Below are 21627 nucleotides of genomic sequence, written 5' to 3'. Positions count from 1 at the left end.
TGGCACACCCCATCGGCATCGGCGGAGCATCGGCGAAACAACCGCAACCGCCGACCGCCTGTCTGTCGAGAACTTGCGTACTAGAGCGGTCCACAGATGTCACGGCATCCTCACCCTGAGTTAACCAACCAGACCGTAGGCGGCCAGCGATGGCGGCAGTGTCGCATGGACACCCTTGCCTCACCATCACTCTTAGTAATTAAGCGACTCCTTACAGTGTGGCGTGCAACTTGCATGATCACAAGCGCCTTGTATAACTTTGCTCAGCGCACGACGACGGCGATCAGGCATGCTTGTCGGCATGGCTTCTGCGAGTCCCACCGTTCGACACCGCCGCCTCGGCCGTGAGCTGCGAAGACTCCGCGAGAAGGCGAACCTCACTCTGGAAGAGGTGGCCACGCCGCTCCGCTGGTCTACGGCCAAGCTAAGCCGCATCGAGAACGCCCGGACCATGCCCAGCGGCACGGACGTGGCTGACCTCTGCGATCTGTACGCTGTGGACCCGCCGACGAAGGCTGGGTTGATCCAACTCGGTCAGGATGCCGGTCGACGTGGTTGGTGGACCGCCTACAGCGATGTGTTCGCCAGCGCCTATGTCGGCTTGGAGGCCGAGGCGACGACCATCCACACCTGGGAGCCGCTCTTGGTGCCAGGCATTCTCCAGAGCGAGGAGTACGCTCGCGAGATCATCCACGCTGTGCACCCAGAACTCGCCAGCATTGAGTTGGACCGGCGAGTAGACGCCCGAATGGCACGGAAGATCAACCTGCTCGGCGCACGTGCGCCAAGGCTGCACGCTCTTATCGACGTCTCCGCTCTGCGCCGTCCCGTTGGGTCACCTGGTGTCATGGCTCGCCAACTCGACGACATTCTTCAGCTCGTAGACCGACCTACTATCGTGATTCAGGTCCTACCGCTCCATGTCGGGGCACATCCGGGCCTTGAAGGTGCTTTCTCTCTACTGTCATTCGATGATGAAGATCTGGACGCGGGCTACATCGGATGTCTGGGAGGAGAGATCTACGTGGAGGCCCCGGACCAAGTGCGAAATCTTAAACTGTCGTTTGAACGACTTGCCCGCGTTTGCCTGTCCCCCAAGGAGTCCGCAGCGGTCATCGCTGCGGTGAGGAGCGACCATGATCTCCCCTGATCTATCTGCTGCCGAGTTCCACAAGTCCAGCCTTAGCGGCGGCGGAGACAACTGCGTGGAGGTAGCCACCAACCTGCTCGGCCTCATCGCCGTACGCGACAGCAAGAACCCATCCGGCCCGATGCTGACTTTCTCCCCGACAGCCTGGAACAACTTCCTGAAGGACATCCGCAGCGGAGAAATCTAACCCAGCCACAAGTGCCGCGCGGCCAGAACCGCTGTGAAGCAGTCTGGCCGCGCGACAACGCGAGCCGAGGATCGGTGGGTGCCGACCCGTGGTGGGTCCCTACTCCAGGATCTCCAAAGGTGGGAGCTGGTCCACGATCTTCATTGTTTCCAGGCTGACCGTCACGATTCGCTTGAGAAGGTCGATGATGTAGCGCGGGTCGTCGGACCAGTCGTTGGGGTCGTTGATGATGCCGGAGTCCTTGTCGACCTTTATCTGGTACCGGTCGATGATCCACTCAATCGCGGAGCGGGCACCGAGCTGGTAGCGGTACGCCTCTTCCGGGATGTCGGTGAGGGTGACCCGGTTGTTGCAGACGACGGTCGAGCGGTCCGCCTGCCCCTTGTTCCCCCGTGGCCTGGGGGCGACGGTCCCCTCAGGAGAATTCGACGGAAGCCGTTGACGTCGCCTTCGTTCAGCCCTCGGTGACGGAGGGGGGTTCCTTCATCCAGGCGGGGACGTCCTGGCCAGTGACAACGCGGAACTCTTCTGCCACGCTGGCGTCCCCGGCATGGGCACGACGCAACAGGTCGACGATCGACCCGACATTGTCCTGGGCGTACTCGGGCAGTTCCAGCGACACCAGCAACGCCTCGGCCAGCGGGGCGATCGCCTCACGAAACAGGCGGCCTTCCACCAGCACATACCCATGATCCGTGAGAATCTTGGCGTAGTTGGGCAGGTAGGCATCCCGGTTGAGAGCGACCAACTCCCGGTACAGACCGACGGCTTCCTCACTCACCGGCACCGCCTCAACCCGCCGCCCGACCTCCGCCAGCAGGCTCGCACGGTTGTTCAACGACACCGCCAGGTTGGGCAGGTAGGCATCCCGGTTGAGAGCGACCAACTCCCGGCACAGACCGACGGCTTCCTCACTCACCGGCACCGCCTCAACCCGCCGCCCGATCCCCGCCAGCAGGTTCATATGGTTGTTCAACGACACCGCCAGGTTGGGCAGGTAGGCGTCCCGGTTGAGAGCGACCAACTCCCGGTACAGACCGACGGCTTCCTCACTCACCGGCACCGCCTCGGCCCAACACCCGATCCCCGCCAGCCGGTTCGCATAGTTGTTCAACGACACCGCCAGGTCAGGCAGGTAGGCGTCCCGGTTGAGAGCGACCAACTCCCGGCGCAGCCGGACGGCTTCCTCACTCACCGGCACCGCCTCAACCCGCCGCCCGATCCCCGCCAGCCGGTTCGCATGGTTGTTCAACGAGCCGGTCAGGTCGGACAGGTAGGCGTCCCGGTTGAGAGCGACCAGCTCCCGGTACAGACGGACGGCTTCCTCACTGACCGGCACCGCCTCAACCCGCCGCCCGACCTCCGCCAGCAGGCTCGCATAGTTGTTCAACGACATCGCCAGGTCGGGCAGGTAGGCGTCCCGGTTGAGAGCGACCAACTCCCGGCACAGACCGACGGCTTCCTCACTCACCGGCACCGCCTCAACCCGCCGCCCGACCTCCGCCAGCAGGTTCGCATAGTTGTTCAACGACACCGCCAGGTCGGGCAGGTAGGCGTCCCGGTTGAGAGCGACCAACTCCCGGTACAGACGGACGGCTTCCTCGCTGACCGGCACCGCCTCAACCCGCCGCCCGATCCCCGCCAGCAGGTTCGCATAGTTGTTCAACGACACCGCCAGGTCGGGCAGGTAGGCGTCCCGGTTGAGAGCGACCAACTCCCGGCGCAGACGGACGGCTTCCTCGCTGACCGGCACCGCCTCGGCCCGCCGCCCGACCTCCGCCAGCAGGTTCGCATGGTTGTTCAACGAGCCGGCCAAGTCGGGCAGGTGGGCGTCCTGGTTGGCCCCGGCGAGCCGGTGCCAGATCTGGACGGCCTGATCACCTTCGGCCAAGGCGCGTGCGTGCAGACCGGCGTAGGACAGGCGGAGCGCCAGCTTGTCGTGGATACGGGCACGGTCGGCGGGATCGGTGGCCACGGTCAGCCGATGCTCGGCCAGCCGGACGGCCACCGCGGCGATCCCGACGTCCAGATCGATGTGCCGGTGCGCGGGCAACACCGATTCGATCCTCTCCAGCAGCACCGGATCGATCCCCGGCAGGGCGGCCAGGGTGGCCAGCGCGGCACCACCCATGTGCAGGGCCAGCTGGGGGTGGGCGGCCAGCAGCGGATACACCTGCGTCTCGGCCAGGTCCGGCCATCGGCGGGCGGCCTCGATCAACGTGACCAGCCCGTGGCGAGCCCAAATCGGCACGCTGGCGTCAACGGTGTCGCCGGGCGGGGCCAGCAGACGGGCCGGAGCGTCCTCGGCCCAGGGGTCGGCCGGGAAAGCGTGGGGATGGCCGGGGGTGGACAGGGCGATGAAGTCCTCGCCCAGCCGGTCGGGATACAACGGCTCCAGCGCGGTGAGTGTGCGCCGGTTTCCAAGGTCCCCATCCGGCCCGGCGGGCGGGTAGCAGACGGCGTGATCTTTCAGGAGCTGGCCGGGATGTTCCCGGGACTCGATGCCGACGCGTTCCACGGCGGCGCCGGCCTGCGCGTAGTCGAGCCGACCGGTCACCGTGGCGGTGTAGACGACCTGCCCCATCGCGTCCGGTGAGATCCTCAGGGGCCTGTCCCGGGCCGGGGCGCACATCGCCTCCCAGTGGTCCCGCTCGCGGGCCAGCAGTAACTCCGAGACCTGCACCGGGTCGGCGGGCGCAGTATCGCCGTGGTCACAGGCCAAGACGGCGGCCAGCGCGGCCATGTGCACGCTCAGCACCAGGCGGTGGGCCTCGTGCCGCTCCAGTTCCGGGGGTGGCGCCAGGGTGGCGGCGGCCGGTATCTCCAGCAGCTGGGCGAAGCGGTCGCGGGCCGCGGTGAACAGCCCGGCGCGGGTGATGCCCGTCTCCCGCTCCAGCGGCTTGAGCTCCTCCTGGGTGGGCGTCAGGCGCAGATCACGCTGGATGCGGCCCTCCAGGCTCTGCCACCAGGTGCCGGCCGGGCGGGCCAGCAGCAGCACCCGTACCGGAAGCCCGGCGCGGATGCGGGTGTCGGCCAGCAACGACAGCAGATCGGCGGTGTCCCACCGTTCGGCGTAATCGACCACCACCAGCACCCCGGCCGCCCCGCCGAGATCGGGAACCTGAAACTCCTGTGGGGCGGAGCGATCGCGCCGGTGATGGGCGGCCAGCACCACCCACCCCTCCCGCTGCCACATCCGCGCGAGGTGGTCGGCCAGGCGGGTCTTGCCCTGCCCGCCGGGACCGTGGATCAGATGGACCGCCACCCCCTCCCGTACGGGATCCTCCCGCCAGCGGCGCAGGTCGGCCAGCAGGTCGTGGCGGCCGGTGAAGTCGATCAACGCGTTGGCCGCCCGCAGCAGCTCACTGGGCTGGGTCCGCGTCCCCCGTCCCGACGTTCCCGGTGGTGGCTCGGGCCAGGCCGCCCATCGGTAGGGCTCGCCGCCCTCGTACACGATCATGTCCCCGGCGGCCTGATAGATGCGCGACAGCCCCGTGGCCTGGGCCTGCTGGGCCGTCTCGCCCGGCCGGCGTCCCGGGCTCATCACTCGTTGATGGTCTGGTCGCCACCGGCCTGGTACACCCGCCCTGACCCGGAGGCCTCCGCCCTCATCTGAATGTTCCGCGCCCCGTCCCCGGTGGAGACGATCCCGCCGCCGTCGACCGGCCGCTCGCCCGAGGCCGGTACGCCCGGCCTGTCCGGCTCGGCTGTTCCCCCGCCGCTGCCTTTGCGGCCGGCGACCACGCCGTACACCGCCACCCCGAGCCCGGCCACGGCGACGAACAACCCGATCACGCTGGCCAGCTTGTCCGCCTCATCCAGCCCCACCCGGGACAGGTAGACCCCCAGCCCCGCCAGTGCCGCCACCGCAATGCCCGCCCCAGCCCAAACCAGCACACGTCCGCGCATACCGACATCATCGATCATTCAGGAAGATCACAAAACGTGTTTGGAAAATAACGCCAGATCACGCATCGGAGGTGCCGTGCCGTCCGGGGACCCCGTTCCTGTCGCGCCCGCCCAGAGGGTCCATGGTCTACCGGTTCCGCATGCGCGGACGTGCCCGGGATCAGATGGCTGAGGAGGACTCGTCCAGTACGAGCACGAGGTGCTCGTGCTCGCCGTGCTGGACCGTCTCGACGCGCCGGAAGTCGCATTTCTCCAGCACTCGCACCGAGCCGGTGTCCCGCCGAAGGGGTCGGCGTAGGGCAGGTCCGCTCCTGCCGAGGGGGAGCGCCAACCCAGGTGCCGATGCCCCGCCCCTCGAACTGTCGGTCGAACACATATCCGATGTATCGAACGCGTGATCCAAAACTTCTGGACCAGAGCTTCGGTCGAGGTTACGATCTTGCTGTTCGCCGGCCATGTTGATCGGCCGGCTCTCCACGCTGACGGGGCGCGAAGGCGCCCCACGACTGGACGGGAGATCGCCCTTGAGGCGTGCACTGATCGCGTTGGGGATCGGCTTGAGCGTGTTGGGGTCCACTGTCGTCACCGGGCCGGCACAGGCCGCGAGTGTGCTGACGATCCCGTTGGCTCCCATGGTGACGGCGGCTCAGCAGGTCGCGAGCTTCTGGCTCGCCGACGGGGCCGCCAACTTGAAGAACGCCACGCCGTACGCCGTGCGGACCACGGTCGCCGGGGAACGCCTGTCCACGGACATCGTCCCGGACGGCCCCCCGGTCTCCATCCCGCCACTGGAGGAGCCGACCATGCCGACATGGGGGACGCCCGCGACCTCGGGCAAGGTGTTCTTCATCGGCAGCGACCTCCAGCCGCACTGGTGCACCGGCACGGCCGTGAACTCGAAATACCGGAACCTCGTGGCGACGGCAGGTCACTGCGTGTTGGACGTCGAAGCCCCGGCCGGCGCGCTCGCCAAGTGGGTCTTCGTCCCCGGCTACTCCGAGGGCACGGCCCCGTTCGGCCTGTACGTCGGGAAGCAGGGCCTCGTTCACTATGACTTCGACGACATCCGCGACTACGACCGCGACCTCGCCTTCGTCAACGTGTACAGCGGCGTCGTCCTTTCCTCTCCGGACGTGCTGACCGATACCGGGAGGCTGGCCGACAACGTCGGCGGCCAGGGGGTCGCGTTCAACCAGCCGCTCGCGCCCACGGTCGACGTCTTCGGCTACCCCGCCGGCCCCAACCCCGACGGCAGTCGGCCCTACCCGGGCGAGACCCTCGAACGGTCGACCGGATCGACGTTCGCCATGAAGGTCACGGGCCTCCCCGCGGACCGGCCCGTCGGGGTGGACTCCCCGTTCACCGGTGAGGGCTCTCTCGGTTCCTCCTGGCTGACCCAGTACACGGACGACAGCCGCACCGGCTATCTCAACGGCGTCACGATCAGCGTTTCCGACACCGACGGCGACAACCGGTACGACACCGGCGTCTCGCCGTACTTCGACCGTGAGTTGCTCACGGTCTACCAGAAGGCCGCCAACCTCTGGACCGGCACCATCCGCTCCACCGTCTAGCCGGCTCCCGTTCCCGCCGCGTCCGCCCGGAGGGCGGGCGCGGTGTCATGATCCACCGATTCCACATGCGCGGATGTGCAGATCACGCTGGTCTACGAGCACGTCCAGTCCCGCCACGTCGAACCCGCCGGTTCCGACCGCCCCCGCACCACGCACAGAAACCGCTGATCGTCGCACCACTCGCCAAACGAGATCCAGCGCAACCGTTGCCGGTGGTGCCGGTGACACTCAGAAGATCCACAGCCCGAATCCCCAGCAGATGAGGGCGTTCGCGGTCGCCATGGTGAAGTCGTCGGTGCTTCTCGGCGAGAAGAGCTCAAAAACGGTGCTGGACACGGCGATGGCGACCGCCAGGAGCAGCCAGGGCCCGGCGAGGCCGTTGACCAGCACGACGCCGACAGAGAACAGGAGCGCGCTGATGAAGGTGGCCCACGTGCCCGCCACCGACTTGCGGTTGACCTCGCCCAGGCCCCATACCCGGAGCTTCTGCTTGCCGAAGAGGGACCCGACGATCTCTGCCATCGAGTCACTGACGATGTAGGTCCCCCAGATGAGCACGAAGAGGACCGGGAAGAGGTCCGGCGGGAACAGCGATCCCAACTGGGTGCCGATAGGGACCATGACGAATTTAAACAAACTCCACAGCACGCTGCTCATGAGCAGGTTGGCGCGGGCGAGAGTGCCGTCCATGATGCGCGACTGGGCTCCGTAGTGCACTCGGGCCAGGAACCCACTCGAATAGTAGAGGGCAAGGGACACCCAGCTGAAGATCATCGCGTCGAACAGATTGTCCTGCGTGGGCTGGGCCGGATTTCCGCCAGGATCTTGCACCATCGCCATATAGACGAACGCGAAGCCGGTAGCGGCGATCAGCGCACTGCGTCCCCGCCGGCCGATCATGTCGGTGATCCGTATGCGGCGCTCCGAGTAACGAGCGAGGAGCGATTCGAGTTCGTACGGCTCGCGCATGCGGGATGTGAAGCTGAGCCGCCTGTCCTCCTTCGTCATGCCCACGAATGAACGCAGGAGTAAAATTTTCACACCGTACCAGATCCAGCCCCAGATGACGGTGAAGAACAGGAACGTGAAGAGGACCCGGGACAGACTTTCCCCATTGACTTCGTATTCGCTTCGGGGGACCCCGCCGCCTTCACCCCCGCTCAGCAGCATGTAGAGCCATAAGATCGTCAAGACGCTCGTGTAGGCGAATGCCGCGTAGAACATACGATCAGCAGTGCGCCTGCGCGAGTCGAACGTGAGGTCCGCAACGGTTGTCGTCGCGGTCGCGGCCCCTTCGCCAGGTCGTTCGGGATCCTTCGTGATGCCCTTACCGGCGATGTCCGGGTGTTCCACGCGACCTCCAGTCAACTGCCGAGTCGTGCCGTTCACGTTTGAAGTTTCCTGGCCTGCGCCTGAGTTCCGGCGTCAGTCGGCGTCGGCGCTCATCTGCGTCGAGTTCCTTTTGCGCGTGGCCACCATTTGGGCAAGGTAACCAAAGCAGACTAAGGAAATTTACAGATCCTGTAAAATTTCGGTCCGACCCAAAGCCCGGTTTTGGGTCGGCTCATGGCTTCATGCACCAAATCCTCCCCTCACCTAGGTCAATGGGGAGGGTTCGCTACATGAGATGCGGGAGGATCGGGCGGCTGAAGTGCTATCGGTGGCCCTCTCGACAGGTGTCCAGGTAAGGCAGCTCAGGGATATGGACATCCCATTCAGCGCGCGACAGCGTCCCATTCTTGGCGCAGATCGCCGCAGCGGCGGCATTCGGGTCGACGGTGATCTCCAGCAGCCTTCCATCCTGATGGGAGATGAGCAGCGCCGTCCGGTTGAATGCCACGGTGGCGACGAGGTCGGAGGTGAGTTCGATCCTGGAACCGATCTGCCGGCGCCCGTGCCACTCCCACAGCATGACGTCCTTGTCGGAGATGGACGCGAACATGTCGCCCGGCGGGTAGGGCACGAGAGCGGAGACGGCCATCGTGTGCGCGACCTGCGGCGGGGCGAGTTGCTCGCGCAACCCTCCGGTCCAGAACGTCACACGACCGGACGCGTCACCGGTCGCGGCCGCGTTCCGCGACAGGATCACCTCTCCCCGAACGCGGGCGTCGGCCTGGTACGGCGACACCTTCCCGGTGACGAGGTCCAGCACTGCTCCCTCGGTTCCGGGCGACCGGCGCGTATCGGTGAGGAAGGATCCCTCACGGGCCAGCAATCGCCGTCCGTCGGGCAGGAAGGTCACGCCCGCGGCGTCCACCCCGATGCTCCTGAGCCACGTCCGGCTCCCGACATCCCACAGTTCGAGTTCGTCGACGTCGTCCTGGCCGTCGGAGAAGGAGCTCACCGCCACGGTCCTTCCGTCGGGGGAGAAGACCAGATCGCGTACTCCGTCCGCCGACCGACGCCTCACGGTGAAGTCGCCTGTGCGGGCCCTCGTCGCGACGTCCCAGAACGTCACCACGGTCGACTGGGCGTGGATGAGCGCCAGCGTGCGTCCGTCGGGGCTGAACACCGGCGAGTACGGCCCCGCCTCGGGGAGAGGTGGGTCCCCCGGAAGAGGCGGGTCGTCCGGCTGGATCGCGGCGCCGAGGGGTTTCCGGGTGGCGGCGTCCCAGACCTTGACCTCCCAGCCCTCCTGCTTGCCGGTCGCCACGGCCAGTAAGCGGCCGTCGGGGCTGAAGCACCGCTCGTCGTCGTTTCCCGGGGCGAACGTGCCGAGCGCGGTGGTGTGCGCTGAGAGATCGTACGTTTGCACCGTCCCGAACGGGTCCGCCACCCGGAGGAGGTGCCCGTCGTGGGAGATCCGATGAAGCGGAGCCGGTGTCCCCGGGGGGAGCGGGAGACTCGTCAGCAGCGTGCCGCCGGACATGTCCTTGCGTACGCTCCACAGGTTCACCCGATCCTCGATGTCCGTCCCGGTGAGGAAACGGCCGTCGCCGCTGAACTCCAGCCGTTCGGCGGGCGCGTACATGGGCGCCCCTGTCGTCTCCTTGCCGGTCGAGATGTCGAACAGCAGGACGCCGTCCTCGCGGGCGGAGACGGCGAGCAGCCGGCCATCCGGGCTGAACGCGCCAGTGGCGGCATTGGACGGCAACCAGGGTGCGTCGACGCGTTCGCCACGTACGGGGTCCCACAGCTCAAGGCGACGGGCAGGCCGCGAACCATCGGTGGCCGTGGCGTCCGAGCCGGATGTCACCTCCGCGACCAGGTCCCGAGCCCGGGGAGGGATCACCAACGCGAGCCGGTCGTCCGGACTGATGTGAACGACTTCTTCGGACAGTGCCCGGGTGTGCCTCTCGACGTCCCACGTCTCCGTGGCGTCCACTCGCGAGATGGTCAGGAAACGGCCACTGGGGCTGAACCACATGTCGGGCAGGTCCGGATCCTGCCAGGAGACGAGTGGTGAGCCGCTCGGCGCCGGGCCGTGGACCGACCACAGCCACACCCCGGAGAGGTCCGCCACCGCCACGGTGCGCGTTCCGGGTCTGAACGCCAGAGCCATGACCTCCCGCTCCCAGCGCACATCGGCGACCTGCTTCTTCCGGGCAAGGTCGTGGACGCGAAGGGTGCCCGGCTCGCCCGTCCGGCCGGGAGTGTAGGACGCCAGTTCGGCTCCGTCGGAGCTCAGCGTGTACAGCGACCCCGCGGTGCCGTACGGGTCGGTGAAGGCGTCGACCATCGGGCTCGCCATCGAGTCGACCAGCTCTCCCCTGGCCTCGGAGACGGGGGAGATTCGCCACGCCGCGGCGCTCAGCCGGCGGGCCAGCCCCGGATCGGTCAGGCGCAGGGTCGCGGCGCGTTGCGCCACCAGCCGGGCCGTCGTCTCCTCCAGCCGCCCCCGGGCGAGGTCGGCCTGCCGTACGGCGCCCACCGACGCGGCCACGGAGATGATCAGCAGCACGGCCAGGGCGGCCACGATGCCGGACCGCAGGCGCGAGGCACGTCGGGCACGGGCCGCGCTCGCCTGGAGGAAGTCGTTCTCCAGGGGCGTGAGATCGTCGCGGTGTTCCGACTCGGCGAGCAGTTTCTCGGCGACGGTCAGACGCGCGCCCCGATACAGGGCGCCGGCATCGTGGCCGTGCTCGGCCCAGGACGCGGCCGCCTGGGACAGCTGCCGGTGCGCGCGCAGACGATCGCGACCCTCGTCGACCCAGCCCCGCAGCCGTGGCCACGCCCCGATGAGGGCCTCGTGGGCCACCTCCACGGTGTCCTGATGCAGCGTCAGCAGCCGGGCGCCGGCCAGTAGCTCGATGACGAGTCCCGTGTCGACGTCTCCCAGAGGATCCAGTTCCGCGCGGGAGACCGGACGGCGGGTGTCCTCGGCCTGCTCTCCAGGGTTGATCATCCGGAGCAGGACGCGCCTGGCGATTCTGGCCTGGGCCGGGGAGAGGCGCCCGTACAGCTCCTCGGCGGTGTGACTGATCGCCCCCTGCACCCCGCCCACACTCTCGTAGGCGTCGAGCGTCAGCATCTTGCCCCGGCGGCGCCGCCAAATCTCACGCAGCGCGTGCGACATCAGCGGCAGCGCGCCGGGCTCGTCGGCGACGTCCGTGATGATCGCCGCGGTCAGCGCGCGTTCGACCGTGAGGCCGTCGGCCATGGCCGGCCGCACGATCGCCTCCCGCAGCTCGTCCCTGGTCATGGCCCCGACCAGCAGGCCGGTGTCGCGCAGGGATTCGGCGAGCTCGCGGTGCTCGCTGCAGCGCCCGTAGAAATCGGCCCGGACGGCTATGATCACCCGCAGTGCGCTCGCCGGACGCCGTACGCCGACGAGCATGTCCACGAACTCCGCACGCTCGCGCCGGTCGCGGCAGAGCGCGAACACCTCCTCGAACTGGTCCACCACCACTACCGGTGATCCGCCGGCGGACTCATCGGCGCGCAGCAGGTCGGCGTGACGCATCGGGTGGTCGCCCGGGGTGATGACCACCACCTTCGGCGGTGCGGACGACGACGCCCGCAGGGCCGGCACGACCCCGGCCCGCAGCAGGGAGGACTTGCCGCTGCCGGACGGCCCGAAAACCGCCACGAAGCGACGCAGTTCCAGCAGGTCCACTACTTCCCGAACCAACCGTTCGCGCCCGAAGAAACGGGCCGCGTCCTCGGCGTCGTAGGAGGCCAGGCCCAGGTAGGACGGCACAGCCCCGTCGTCGTCCCGCATTTCACGCGCCAGTTCCGCGGTCACGTCGCGCCAGCGGGTCTCCCATTCCGCCAGGTCGCCACCGCACGCTTCCACGTAGGCGAGGACGGTCTGCAGCGAGGGCAGACGTTCGCCGGCGGCCGCCTGGGACAGGGTGGTGACCGAACAACCCACGCGCCGCGCCATGTCCCGGTAGGTGAGGCCACCGGCCTCCTGACGAAGTTTCCGCAGTGCGTAGGCGAAGCCCGGAACAGGTCCCCCCGCGGGATCCAGCGGTCTTTCGCGACGACCCACTGTTCAGGCGCTCCACCCACTGGACGGCAAAGGTCGCTAGAGAAAACGAAACTACCTAATCGTCCGCACTGGCGCGACTTTCTCGGCCGATTTCCCGCGGGGGTGACATCTGGCACGCGACGTCCGACGGGCAAGCCGATGGCACACGCACGGGTCCGCCTGCCGCCGGCCGGCGAGGTCGCCGACCGCACCCTCGATCTGTTTTGTTTGGGGCTCTGAACAGGGCTGCCGAACAAACAGGCGCCGCATAACTTCGGGTCTCGAAGGCCGTCGGACGACAGCGAGTGCGATACAGGCCCGCGTTTCGCCCGATGGCGCATCGGCCGGCGGCAGAGTGCCGCCGACCGGACCAGAGGAAGGACGGCAAGCATGAACATGCGCCAAAAAGCAGGACTGGCCCTGGCCTCGAGTACCGCGGTCATGACCCTGGCCACTACGGCGCCGGCCCATGCGGCCCCCGTGGCGCGCTCCGCGCACGTCATGGTCGTGCAGACGGCGTCGGAGAACCTCGCTCCCACACCGGGAGTGGTCACTCCGGCGACCGCGGTAGCGGCGAAGAAGTTCTCATGCAGCCGGGTGAAGGGCTGGAAGCAGCGGCTGGCCTGCCACGCCGTGATGAAGGCGGGCGGCGCGTGGGTGTGGGGGAAGCTGGAGAAGGAGGCGAAGAAGGGATGGGCCAGCTACTCCGCGGCGTTCAACTCGCTCCCCAGGATCTTCAGGTCCTTGCTCTGGAACCACAAGAGGTACTTCTACTGCCTCTTCTCCGTCTGGTGCTGACAAGGTTCCCCGGGCTTGACGGCCCCCGGATCCGCACGGCAAGCCGTTTCCCCGTGCCGTCCGCCGAGACGGCACGGGCCCCCGGTGACCGCGTCCGCGGATCGCTGTCCCAAGTCTCGAACACCGTTCTCGTAGAGAGAGCCGACACCGGGAGACAGTCCCCATGCTCAGCACGCTGAAGATCTCCGCCGCCGCCGTCGTCGTTTCGGCGACCCTCGCCCTGGCGCCTGCGGGCGCGGCCGACGCGGCACCGGCGACGACCGCCGGTGCGGGGTCGGCGTCCGCGTCGGCCGGCACCGCCCCGTCCTGCGTCAAGCGCCAATTGATCATTCGCCAGGGGGTCATGCTGACGAACAGGTGCGGCAGGACGATGAGGGTGAAGGTGCTCGTCAAGCGAGGCAAGGACAGCTGGTGCTTCACCATGAAGAAGAATCAGCGGAGATTCTGGGCGTTCGCCCCCCAAGCCGCGTTCGCGAAGTACGAAAGAACCGTCACCTGCTGAAAGCGGCTCCCGCCGGGCGCATGCCCTCGCTGCGCTCTTCGAACGCGACCGGCCCCCGGGTCCGGATGCTCACCCGACCACCTGTGCGGACGCGTCCGGAATCAGGCGGGTGTCGAGGAGGCGTCCAGTACCAGCATGAGGTGCTCGTGCTCGCCGTACTGGACCTTCTCGACGTGCCGGAAGCCGCATTTCTCCAGCACCCGCACCGAGCCGATGTTCCCGCTGTAGGGGTCGGCGTAGAGCGGGCGGGTCGGCTCCTGTCGCAGGTGGAGCGCCACCGCCCGGGTGCCGACGCCCCGGCCCCAGAACTCCTGGCCGAACACGTACCCGAGGAAGCGCTTCTCCTCGTCCCACCAGGACACGACATTGCCGGCCACCTTGCCGTCCACGGTGACCGTCCGCACCAGGGCCGTGGGATCTCCCAGGACCCTGGTGGTCCAGTGGGTCATGAATCGCTCCCGATCCCGGGGGACGAACTTCGACCGCCGGACCGTCTCGGGATCGTGCTCATGCTCGAAGAACAGCTCCAGATCGGCTTCTTCGACTTCTCTCAACCGCACATCGCCGCTCATGCCGAGCGAGTGTGGCACAGGGGTACGACAATTCCGGCGTACAGCCGCACCGCCAGGGGACCCGGGACGCCGTCGTCCCGGGCCCCCGACCCGGTGCCGGCGGTCAGTCGTGCGCCGCCACGGGGGTCGCGACCTCGGGTGTCGCGGACCGTGCCGTCTCCCGTCCGGGCTTGATGACCATGCCGATCACGAAGGTGATCAGGCAGCAGACCCCCATCAGGGCGAACACCTTGAAGTAGGCCGCCTCGGTTCCGAACGTCGTACCGGGCACGGTGGAGGAGGCGAGCAGCACCGCCCCGACCGAGGTGGCGACGCCCTGGAACGCGGTACGGGTGACGACGTTGACACCGGTCGCCTCGCTGGTGTTCTCGGCGGGGACCGCCTCGACCACCAGGTTGGGCAGCGCGGTGTAGACGAACGCCGTCGAGATGCCGAGGACGAGAGTGCTCGCGACCAGGCCGACGACGCTCTTGTGCAGCACCGCGAGCATCACGACGCCTGCCACGCCGACGGCGGCGCCGATCATCAGTGAGAGCCGGGCTCCCGCGGCCGCCGAGACGCGCCCGCTGACCGGGGTGAGCACGAAGCCGATGATGGAGGTGGAGAAGGCCAGCATCCCCGCGACGCTCGGGCTCAGCCCGAGACCCACCGGTGCCGTCTCCGGCGTCTGCATCATCAGGGGGAAGAGGAATCCGCTGATACCGAGCGGACCGAGCGCGAGGACCGCGGTGGCGAGCATCGTCAGCGCCAGCTTGTGCTGGAAGAACAACCGGATATTGATCATGGGGTCCTCGACCCGCAGCTCCCACCACGCCCAGACCATGAGGATCACCAGCCCGGCGAGGATGAAACCGATCGTCCTGGCGTCCCCCCAGCTCCAGCTACGGGACTGGGTGACCCCGAACAGCACCAGCGCGATGGCGGGGGCGAAGAGCACGCCGCCCACATAGTCGATCTTCTGCACTCGCGCGACGACGGTCGAGGGTCGCAGGGCCAGGCAGGCCGCGGCGGCGACGAGCGCCAGGGCGGCGGCGAAGACGAAGATGAGGTGCCAGTCCGCCAGGTCGAGCAGCAGGCCGGAGACGAGGTTGCCCGACGCTCCGGCGATGAGCGCCGCGCCCGCGATGACCGCGACCGCGACCGGTACCCGCTTGGCCGGCAGCATCTCGCGGGCGAGGCCGAAGCAGAGCGGCAGGATCGCCCCGGCGGCTCCCTGGATCGCCCGGCCGACGATCACGCCGGTCAGCGTGCCGGTGGAGAGACTGATCAGCGAACCCACCGCCGAGAGCAGCAGCACGATGATCAGGAGCTTCCGCCGCCCGTAGACGTCACCGAGACGGCCGCACAGCGCGGCGGACGCGGCCGCGACGAGGAGGAAGGCCGTCACGCTCCAGCTGACGTCCGCGGCGTTGCTCTGGAACGCCGTGATGAACCGGGGCAGGGCGTTGTAGACCATGGTCGTCTCGAAGGCGCTGACGATCTCGGCGATGAGCAGCACCGCGATGACGACCGGAATCGACCGAGGTGGCAGGTTGGCGGCTGACGTACCGGAGGGTGATGACATTCTGGTTTCTCCTCGCATCCGGGAGCACTGCGGCGGGGGGTGGGGGTGCGGAGACGAAGGTGAACGGGCACGCCGGCGCTCGGCGGAGCGGGGCGTTCCGGCTCACGTCGCGTACGGCCGTTCATGCGCGCCGGTACGCGATGCCATGGGGAGGAGGACAGGCACGGACGCCTGTCGGAGGGAGGCCGGCGGGGCCCTGTCGCGAGGCTCGCGAGGCAGGGGCTAGCCGGAGCGCGGCCGGAAGTAGGGCAGGTGCAGTCCGGGGCTCACCTCGTGGAAGTCGACCTCGACCGGCATCCCGGCGGTGATCTCCTCGGGTGCGATTCCGATCAGGTCCGTGACCATCTGGTAGCCCTCGTCCAGGTCGACGATGGCGGGCGCGTAGGGCGGGGTGAAGGCGGCGGTGACCGGCCGGTGCACGACCGTCCAGCTGTAGAGGGTGCCGCGGCCCGAGCTCTCCTCCCAGCCGAGGTCGGTGTCCAGGCACTCGCGGCAGACCTCGACCGGCGGGAAGTTGATCGACCGGCAGGCCGCGCAGCGCTGGAAGGTCAGCGTTCCCTCCGCGCAGCGGTTCCAGAACGGGGCGCTCAGCCCGGTGGGCTCGGCGTGCGGCAACTCACCGTGCTGGGGAGCCAGGGGTGTGCTCATGACGACGCCTCCGTGCCGAGCAGAACGACCGAGTTGAACAGGGCTCCGGCTCCGGCGCCGCTGCACAGCGCCACCTCGGCGCCGGGTACCTGCAGCGGTCCCGCCTCGCCGCGAAGTTGCTGGACACCGCGGATGACGCGCTGGAACATCTGCGGTGACCCGCCCGCGTGGCTGAACGACATCGTTCCGCCGTCCGTGGTGACCGGGTGGCTGCCGGTGACGGCGATGTGCCCGTCCTCGACGAACGGACCGCCCTCGCCCGGCTCGCAGAAGCCGAACGCCTCCAGCTGGCGGATGATCTCGAACGAGAACGGGTCGTACAGTTCGAGGACGTCGACGTCGGAACGTTCCAGGCCGGCGTGCCGGAACGCCCGGTCCGCCGCCCGCCCGCCGATCCGGCCGTTGACCGGGCCGCCGCGACGGCCGGCCAGGTCCCAGCTGGGCGGGAACTGGTAGGCGGGGCCGTAGTAGTCCGCGCCGCCGCCCAGCACGTGGACGGGCTTGGCGGGGATGTCGGCCAGCCGGTCGGCGGCGACCAGGACCAGCGCGCACCCGCCCTCGGAGGTCATCGAGCAGTCCAGCAGGTGGAACGGGTCGGCGATCATCCGGGAGGCGAGGATGTCCTCGGGCTTGAACGGGCCACGTCCGAAGTACACCGCCTCGGGGTTCTGGTGCCCGTTGTTGCGGATGGTCGCGGCGACCGTGGCCAGCTGCTCGGGGGTCGTCCCGTAGGTCGTCATGTGCCGCCGGGCGATCAGGGCGAACTCCGCGGCGGTGAAGAGTCCCCAGGGCGCCACGAACTCGTTCTCCGGCCGGGTCCACGGCGCGGTCGCGTCCCGGTCGACGTACACGCCGGCCGCGGCCGCGACGATGAGGACGACGTCGGCCTGACCTCCCTCGATCGCGTTGGCCGCCTCGACGACGGCGTCGAGGCCGAATCCCCGCCCCTGCCAGGCGGGGCCGAGTCGCAGGTCGTAGATGAGCGCGGACGAATCTCCCTCCGTGATCACCCCGTCGACGTCGGCGAGCGTGAGCCCGGCGTCGCGCAGGGCGCCCAGGGCGGCCGACGCGATCAGCTTCCGGGTCGTCCAGTCCTCCAGGCGTCGCGCCTGCGGGGTGTTGTACACCCCGGCGATCACCGCGCGGCCGGCGCTCACCGGCCCGCCTTTCGCGGCAGGGTTCCGACTCGCTGTCTCACACGCATGTACAACCACCTCAGGAAGTGATCCGCACCACAAGACTCTGGGTCTATTAGATTCACCGTTTCTCACTACGTCAATAGGCGGGACTGTGCAAACTCCACACGATCTCGCACCGATAGTCCGATACATCCCCCTGAAAAACCCGACAGAACAGGCATATCACAAGCAAGATCAACTTAGGTAAACCTAATTTATTCGATGATGGACGGTTCCAAAATGCAGGGTTGACAGGACTAAAGGTCCGAGTTGTACTGGTCGCAATTCGCCACGGACCACGGAGGCCCTGTGAGCATCTCCATGCTTCTCTCCATGGCGGCGGCCGCTTTCGCGGACCGCGTCGCCCTCGGGCGCAGAGCGGACGGCATCACCTTCTCCGGCCTTGAGCGGGACGCGAACGCCGGGGCCACCCTGCTCCGGGAGGACGCCGCGGGTTCGGTCGCCTTCATCGGCCAGAACTCACCGCTGCTGCCCACCCTGCTGTTCGCCGGTGCCGCCGCCGGACTCCCGCTGGTCCCGCTGAACTATCGGCTGCCTCGCGATGTGCTGCGCGGCCTGCTCGATCGGCTGGACGCACCGGTGGTCGTCGCGGACTCCCGGTACGTCGAGATCGCCAGGAGCACCGGTCACCGCGTCATCGCGGCCGAGGAGTGGCTGTCCGCCGCCAGGCGGACCGAGCCGGTGCCCGGCCCCGAGGCCGACCCCGGTTCCGCCGCGGTCCTGCTGTTCACCAGCGGCACCACCGCCGATCCCAAGTGCGTCGTGCTGCGCCATTCCCACCTGCTCTCCTATGTCCTGGGCACCGTGGAGTTCGCGTCGGCGGAAGAGCGCGACTGCGCCCTGGTCAGCGTTCCGCCGTACCACGTGGCCGGGATCGGCTCGGCCCTGACCAACGTCTACGCGGGCCGCAGGATGGTCTACCTGCCGGACTTCGACCCCGCCCGCTGGCTGGAACTCGTGCGCTCGGAGGGGGTGACCGGCGCGATGGTCGTGCCCACCATGCTGGCGCGCGTCGTCGAGCACCTCGGCGGAGCGAACGCGGACTGCCCGGCGCTCGCCTCGCTCGCCTACGGGGGCGCGCGCATGCCGCTGCCGGTGCTCGAACAGGCCCTGCGCGCCTTCCCGGAGACCGGATTCGCCAACGCCTACGGTCTGACCGAGACCAGTTCCACCATCGCCGTGCTCGGACCCGAGGACCACCGCAAGGCGATCGAGTCCGACGACCCGGTCGTCCGGGCCAGGCTCGGCTCGGCCGGCCAGGTCGTGCCCGGCATCGAGACGCAGATCCGGGCGGACGACGGATCGGTCCTCGGCCCTGGGGCGACCGGTGAGCTGTGGGTCCGCGGCGAGCAGGTGTCCGGGGAGTACCGGGGAGCGGGCTCGGTGCTGGACGCCGACGGCTGGTTCCCCACCCGCGACCTCGCCCGCCTCGACGAGGACGGCTACCTGTTCCTGAGCGGCCGCAACGACGACACCGTCATCCGGGGCGGAGAGAACATCGCGCCCGCGGAGGTGGAGGACGCGCTGCTGACCCACCCGGCGGTGGCGGAGGCCGCGGTCGTCGGCGTGCCCGACGACGAGTGGGGGCAGCGGCTCGTCGCGGTCGTCGTCCGGCGCGAGGACGCGAAAGCCGATGCCGCGGAGCTGCGCGCGCACGTCCGCGGCCTGCTGCGCGGTTCCCGGACACCCGACGAGGTCGTCTTCCGTGACGAGCTTCCCTACACGCCGACGGGAAAGATCATCCGCCGCCATCTCGTCGCCTGGCTCAGCCCTCCCGTGGCGGGCTGAGCCACTCCCCGAACCCGTGGAGAGCCGCGCGGGCACCCATTCAACGAAGGAGTCGATCATGAGTACCGAGGCCGTCGGCCTCCGCGCCGGGCTGCGCCTGAAAAGCCAGGTGTGCGCCACCGAGGTCATCGTCATCCGGCCGGGAACGCGCCCGCTGTCACTCTGCTGCGGCGGCGTCCCGATGCTCGGGCGTGACGCGTCCGGCGCGGCGGAGACGACACCGGTCGCCGAGCGGATGCGCGGGTCACTGCTCGGCAAGCGCTACACCCACCCCGGCGACGACGCCGTCGAGGTGCTGGTGACCGTGGGCGGTGCGGGCTCGCTGTCGGACGGCGAGACCGACCTCGTCCTCAAAGAGGCCAAGCCACTCCCGGCCAGCGACTGATGGGGACCACGGACGGTGCCGTCCTCCTCATCCGGGTCGCGGTCGGAGCGATCTTCATCGTGCACGGTCTCAACCACGCCTTCGGCGGCGGGAAGCTCGCCGGAACGGCCCGCTGGTTCGCGGGCCTGGGCATGCGCCATCCCAGGCTGCAGGCCGTCATGTCGGTCGCGGTGGAGGTCGCGGCGGGCACGGCGCTCGCGATCGGACTGCTGACACCGGTGGCGGCGGGCGCGCTGGTCGGTGTCGCGGTCGTCGCCGGGCTCGCCGCCCACGCCCGCAACGGCTTCTTCGTGTTCAAGGACGGCTACGAGTACGTACTGCTGCTCGCGGTGACCTGCCTCGCGGTCGCCCTCGCCGGTCCGGGCGGAGCCTCGCTCGACGCGGTGCTGGGAATCGACGCCCTCGCCGACGGATGGGTCGGGCTGGCGGTCGCCCTTCTCGTCGGCGTGGGTGGCGCGGCCGTCCTGCTCCTCGCGACGTGGCGGCCGGTACGGGACCGGGCCTGAGCCCTCGGCCGTCCCGCCCTCGTCTCCCGATCGATCCCGGCGCGCGCCCGAAGGCCCGTACCCGGAAAAAGCGTCCAGGCCGTGTCCCCTCATCCGTCCTGCCAGGCAGGGCCAGCCAACGGAGGTTGAAATGAACAAGGACGATCTGATCCTGATCAGCGTCGACGACCACATCGCCGAGCCCGCGGACATGTTCCACGCCCATGTCCCCCAGCGGTACAAGGACCAGGCCCCCAAGGTGATCATCGAGGACGACGGGGTCCAGCAGTGGTACTACGGCGACCTGCGCGGCCGGAACATGGGCCTCAACGCGGTGGCCGGCAAGCCCCGCGAGATGTACAACATCGACGCCAGCAGCTACGACGAGATGCGTCCTGGCTGCTTCAACGTCGACGAGCGGGTCCGGGACATGAACGCGGGCGGCCAGCTCGCGGGCCTGAACTTCCCGAACTGGACCGGGTTCTCCGGGCAGGTGCTGAACCAGGGCCCGGATCGCGACCTCAACCTGATCATGATCAAGGCGTACAACGACTGGCACGTCGACGAGTGGTGCGGTGCCCACCCCGGCCGTTTCATCCCGTGCGGGATCCTGCCGCTGTTCGACGTGGAGGAGGCGGCCAAGGAGATCAGGCGGCTGGCCGACAAGGGCTGCCACGCCGTCACGTTCTCGGAGAACCCCGAGGCGCTGAACATGCCCAGCATCCACACCGACTACTGGTACCCGCTGTTCAAGGCGGCCTCGGACAACAACACGGTGCTCTGCTGCCACGTCGGTTCGTCCTCGCGGATGCCGATGATCTCCACCGACGCGCCGCCGAGCGTGGCGATGTCCATCTCGTCGATGATGAGCACGTACACCCTTCTTGAGCTGATCTGGGCAGAGTTCTGGGGTAGGTTCCCCAACCTGAGGTTCTCCCTCACCGAGGGCGACATCGGCTGGATCCCCTACTTCCTCTGGCGCTCCGAGCACGTGCTCAACCGCCACTCCGGCTGGACCAACGCCACCTTCCCCGAGGGCTACACTGGGCCGACCGACGTGTTCAAGAAGCACCTCTACACCTGCTTCATCACCGACAAGGTCGGCCCCCAGCTGATCGACCACTTCAACGAGAACCACGTGTTCTGGGAGTCGGACTACCCGCACTCGGACAGCAACTGGCCCTTCGCGCCCGAGGACGTCATCGAGACGATGGGCCACCTGCCCGACTCGGTGATCAACAAGATCACCCATGAGAACGCGATGAAGGCCTACTCCTTCGACCCCTTCAAGCACATCCCCCGGGAGCAGGCGACCGCCGGATACCTCCGGTCGCAGGCCACCGACGTCGACGTGGTCACCCATGTCGGCCGCGAGGCCAGCCAGCGCGACCGCGACGCCTGGGCCCGGATGACCCGGTTCGGTCAGGCCCGCACCCGCCAGGACGCCTGACCC

The 21627-nt window shown here is 68.5% G+C and carries 17 protein-coding genes and 1 pseudogene; 9 read left to right on the top strand and 9 right to left on the bottom strand.

What is annotated here, in order from left to right; genetic code table 11:
* The first annotated feature begins 301 nt into the window (after positions 1–301).
* Positions 302–1150, top strand: a complete 849-nt coding sequence (locus AB0J58_RS24015) for a helix-turn-helix transcriptional regulator (protein WP_364218913.1) — start codon at positions 302–304, stop codon at positions 1148–1150.
* Complete coding sequence (locus AB0J58_RS24010) at positions 1137–1337, top strand: DUF397 domain-containing protein (protein ID WP_364218911.1); 201 nt, start codon at positions 1137–1139, stop codon at positions 1335–1337. Before AB0J58_RS24015 ends, AB0J58_RS24010 begins: the two co-directional genes overlap by 14 nt.
* Positions 1338–1436: 99 nt before the next feature.
* Here the strand turns inward: AB0J58_RS24010 and AB0J58_RS24005 are convergent.
* From AB0J58_RS24005 to AB0J58_RS23995, 3 genes and pseudogenes are all read right to left on the bottom strand, one after another.
* Positions 1437–1709, bottom strand: a pseudogene (locus AB0J58_RS24005) (type ISP restriction/modification enzyme); the annotation flags it as partial.
* A gap of 82 nt (positions 1710–1791) precedes the next feature.
* Positions 1792–4881, bottom strand: coding sequence for a tetratricopeptide repeat protein (locus AB0J58_RS24000; protein ID WP_364218909.1), 3090 nt, complete (start codon positions 4879–4881; stop codon positions 1792–1794).
* Entirely contained in the window at positions 4881–5246 is a 366-nt protein-coding gene (locus tag AB0J58_RS23995) for a hypothetical protein (protein WP_364218907.1), read from the bottom strand. The genes AB0J58_RS24000 and AB0J58_RS23995 overlap by 1 nt, the downstream gene beginning before the upstream one ends.
* A 563-nt stretch (positions 5247–5809) precedes the next feature.
* On the opposite strand from AB0J58_RS23995, the gene AB0J58_RS23990 reads away from it, so the two are divergent.
* Positions 5810–6820, top strand: a complete 1011-nt coding sequence (locus AB0J58_RS23990) for a hypothetical protein (RefSeq protein ID WP_364218905.1) — start codon at positions 5810–5812, stop codon at positions 6818–6820.
* Between the two features lie 228 nt (positions 6821–7048).
* Here the strand turns inward: AB0J58_RS23990 and AB0J58_RS23985 are convergent, their stop codons facing one another.
* Together AB0J58_RS23985 and AB0J58_RS23980 are read right to left on the bottom strand one after the other, a co-directional pair.
* Positions 7049–8209, bottom strand: coding sequence for a hypothetical protein (locus AB0J58_RS23985; RefSeq protein WP_364218903.1), 1161 nt, complete (start codon positions 8207–8209; stop codon positions 7049–7051).
* A gap of 265 nt (positions 8210–8474) precedes the next feature.
* Positions 8475–12254: a helix-turn-helix domain-containing protein gene (locus tag AB0J58_RS23980; RefSeq protein ID WP_364218901.1), complete on the bottom strand. Its 3780-nt coding sequence runs from the start codon at positions 12252–12254 to the stop codon at positions 8475–8477.
* A gap of 369 nt (positions 12255–12623) precedes the next feature.
* On the opposite strand from AB0J58_RS23980, the gene AB0J58_RS23975 reads away from it, so the two are divergent.
* Both AB0J58_RS23975 and AB0J58_RS23970 read left to right on the top strand, forming a co-directional pair.
* Positions 12624–13031 carry a hypothetical protein gene (locus tag AB0J58_RS23975; RefSeq protein ID WP_364218899.1) on the top strand — a complete coding sequence of 136 codons (408 nt, stop codon included), beginning with the start codon at positions 12624–12626 and terminating at the stop codon, positions 13029–13031.
* Between the two features lie 163 nt (positions 13032–13194).
* Complete coding sequence (locus tag AB0J58_RS23970) at positions 13195–13533, top strand: hypothetical protein (protein ID WP_364218897.1); 339 nt, start codon at positions 13195–13197, stop codon at positions 13531–13533.
* 101 nt (positions 13534–13634) lie between these two features.
* Here the strand turns inward: AB0J58_RS23970 and AB0J58_RS23965 are convergent, their stop codons facing one another.
* The 4 genes from AB0J58_RS23965 to AB0J58_RS23950 all read right to left on the bottom strand — a co-directional run bounded on the left by AB0J58_RS23965 (position 13635) and on the right by AB0J58_RS23950 (position 17474).
* Positions 13635–14105, bottom strand: a complete 471-nt coding sequence (locus AB0J58_RS23965) for a GNAT family N-acetyltransferase (protein WP_364218895.1) — start codon at positions 14103–14105, stop codon at positions 13635–13637.
* 103 nt (positions 14106–14208) lie between these two features.
* Positions 14209–15669 carry an MFS transporter gene (locus tag AB0J58_RS23960; protein ID WP_364218893.1) on the bottom strand — a complete coding sequence of 487 codons (1461 nt, stop codon included), beginning with the start codon at positions 15667–15669 and terminating at the stop codon, positions 14209–14211.
* A gap of 222 nt (positions 15670–15891) precedes the next feature.
* Positions 15892–16317 (bottom strand): OB-fold domain-containing protein, encoded by a 426-nt coding sequence (locus tag AB0J58_RS23955; RefSeq protein WP_364218891.1) that lies wholly within the window; start codon positions 16315–16317, stop codon positions 15892–15894.
* Positions 16314–17474 (bottom strand): thiolase family protein, encoded by a 1161-nt coding sequence (locus AB0J58_RS23950; protein WP_364218889.1) that lies wholly within the window; start codon positions 17472–17474, stop codon positions 16314–16316. Before AB0J58_RS23950 ends, AB0J58_RS23955 begins: the two co-directional genes overlap by 4 nt.
* Before the next feature lie 330 nt (positions 17475–17804).
* Between AB0J58_RS23950 and AB0J58_RS23945 the strand changes: the two genes are divergently transcribed.
* The 4 genes from AB0J58_RS23945 to AB0J58_RS23930 all read left to right on the top strand — a co-directional run bounded on the left by AB0J58_RS23945 (position 17805) and on the right by AB0J58_RS23930 (position 21624).
* Positions 17805–19304 (top strand): class I adenylate-forming enzyme family protein, encoded by a 1500-nt coding sequence (locus AB0J58_RS23945; RefSeq protein ID WP_364218887.1) that lies wholly within the window; start codon positions 17805–17807, stop codon positions 19302–19304.
* A gap of 58 nt (positions 19305–19362) precedes the next feature.
* Entirely contained in the window at positions 19363–19689 is a 327-nt protein-coding gene (locus AB0J58_RS23940; protein ID WP_343962417.1) for a hypothetical protein, read from the top strand.
* Complete coding sequence (locus AB0J58_RS23935; RefSeq protein ID WP_364218885.1) at positions 19689–20195, top strand: DoxX family protein; 507 nt, start codon at positions 19689–19691, stop codon at positions 20193–20195. The genes AB0J58_RS23940 and AB0J58_RS23935 overlap by 1 nt, the downstream gene beginning before the upstream one ends.
* Before the next feature lie 130 nt (positions 20196–20325).
* Positions 20326–21624, top strand: coding sequence for an amidohydrolase family protein (locus tag AB0J58_RS23930; protein ID WP_364218883.1), 1299 nt, complete (start codon positions 20326–20328; stop codon positions 21622–21624).
* Positions 21625–21627: the final 3 nt, after the last annotated feature.

Source organism: Streptosporangium sp. NPDC049644, assembly GCF_040675205.1.
Classification (GTDB): domain Bacteria; phylum Actinomycetota; class Actinomycetes; order Streptosporangiales; family Streptosporangiaceae; genus Streptosporangium; species Streptosporangium fukuiense.
Note: the sequence above shows the minus strand (reverse complement) of the source record. Positions and strands in the feature narration are given on the sequence as shown.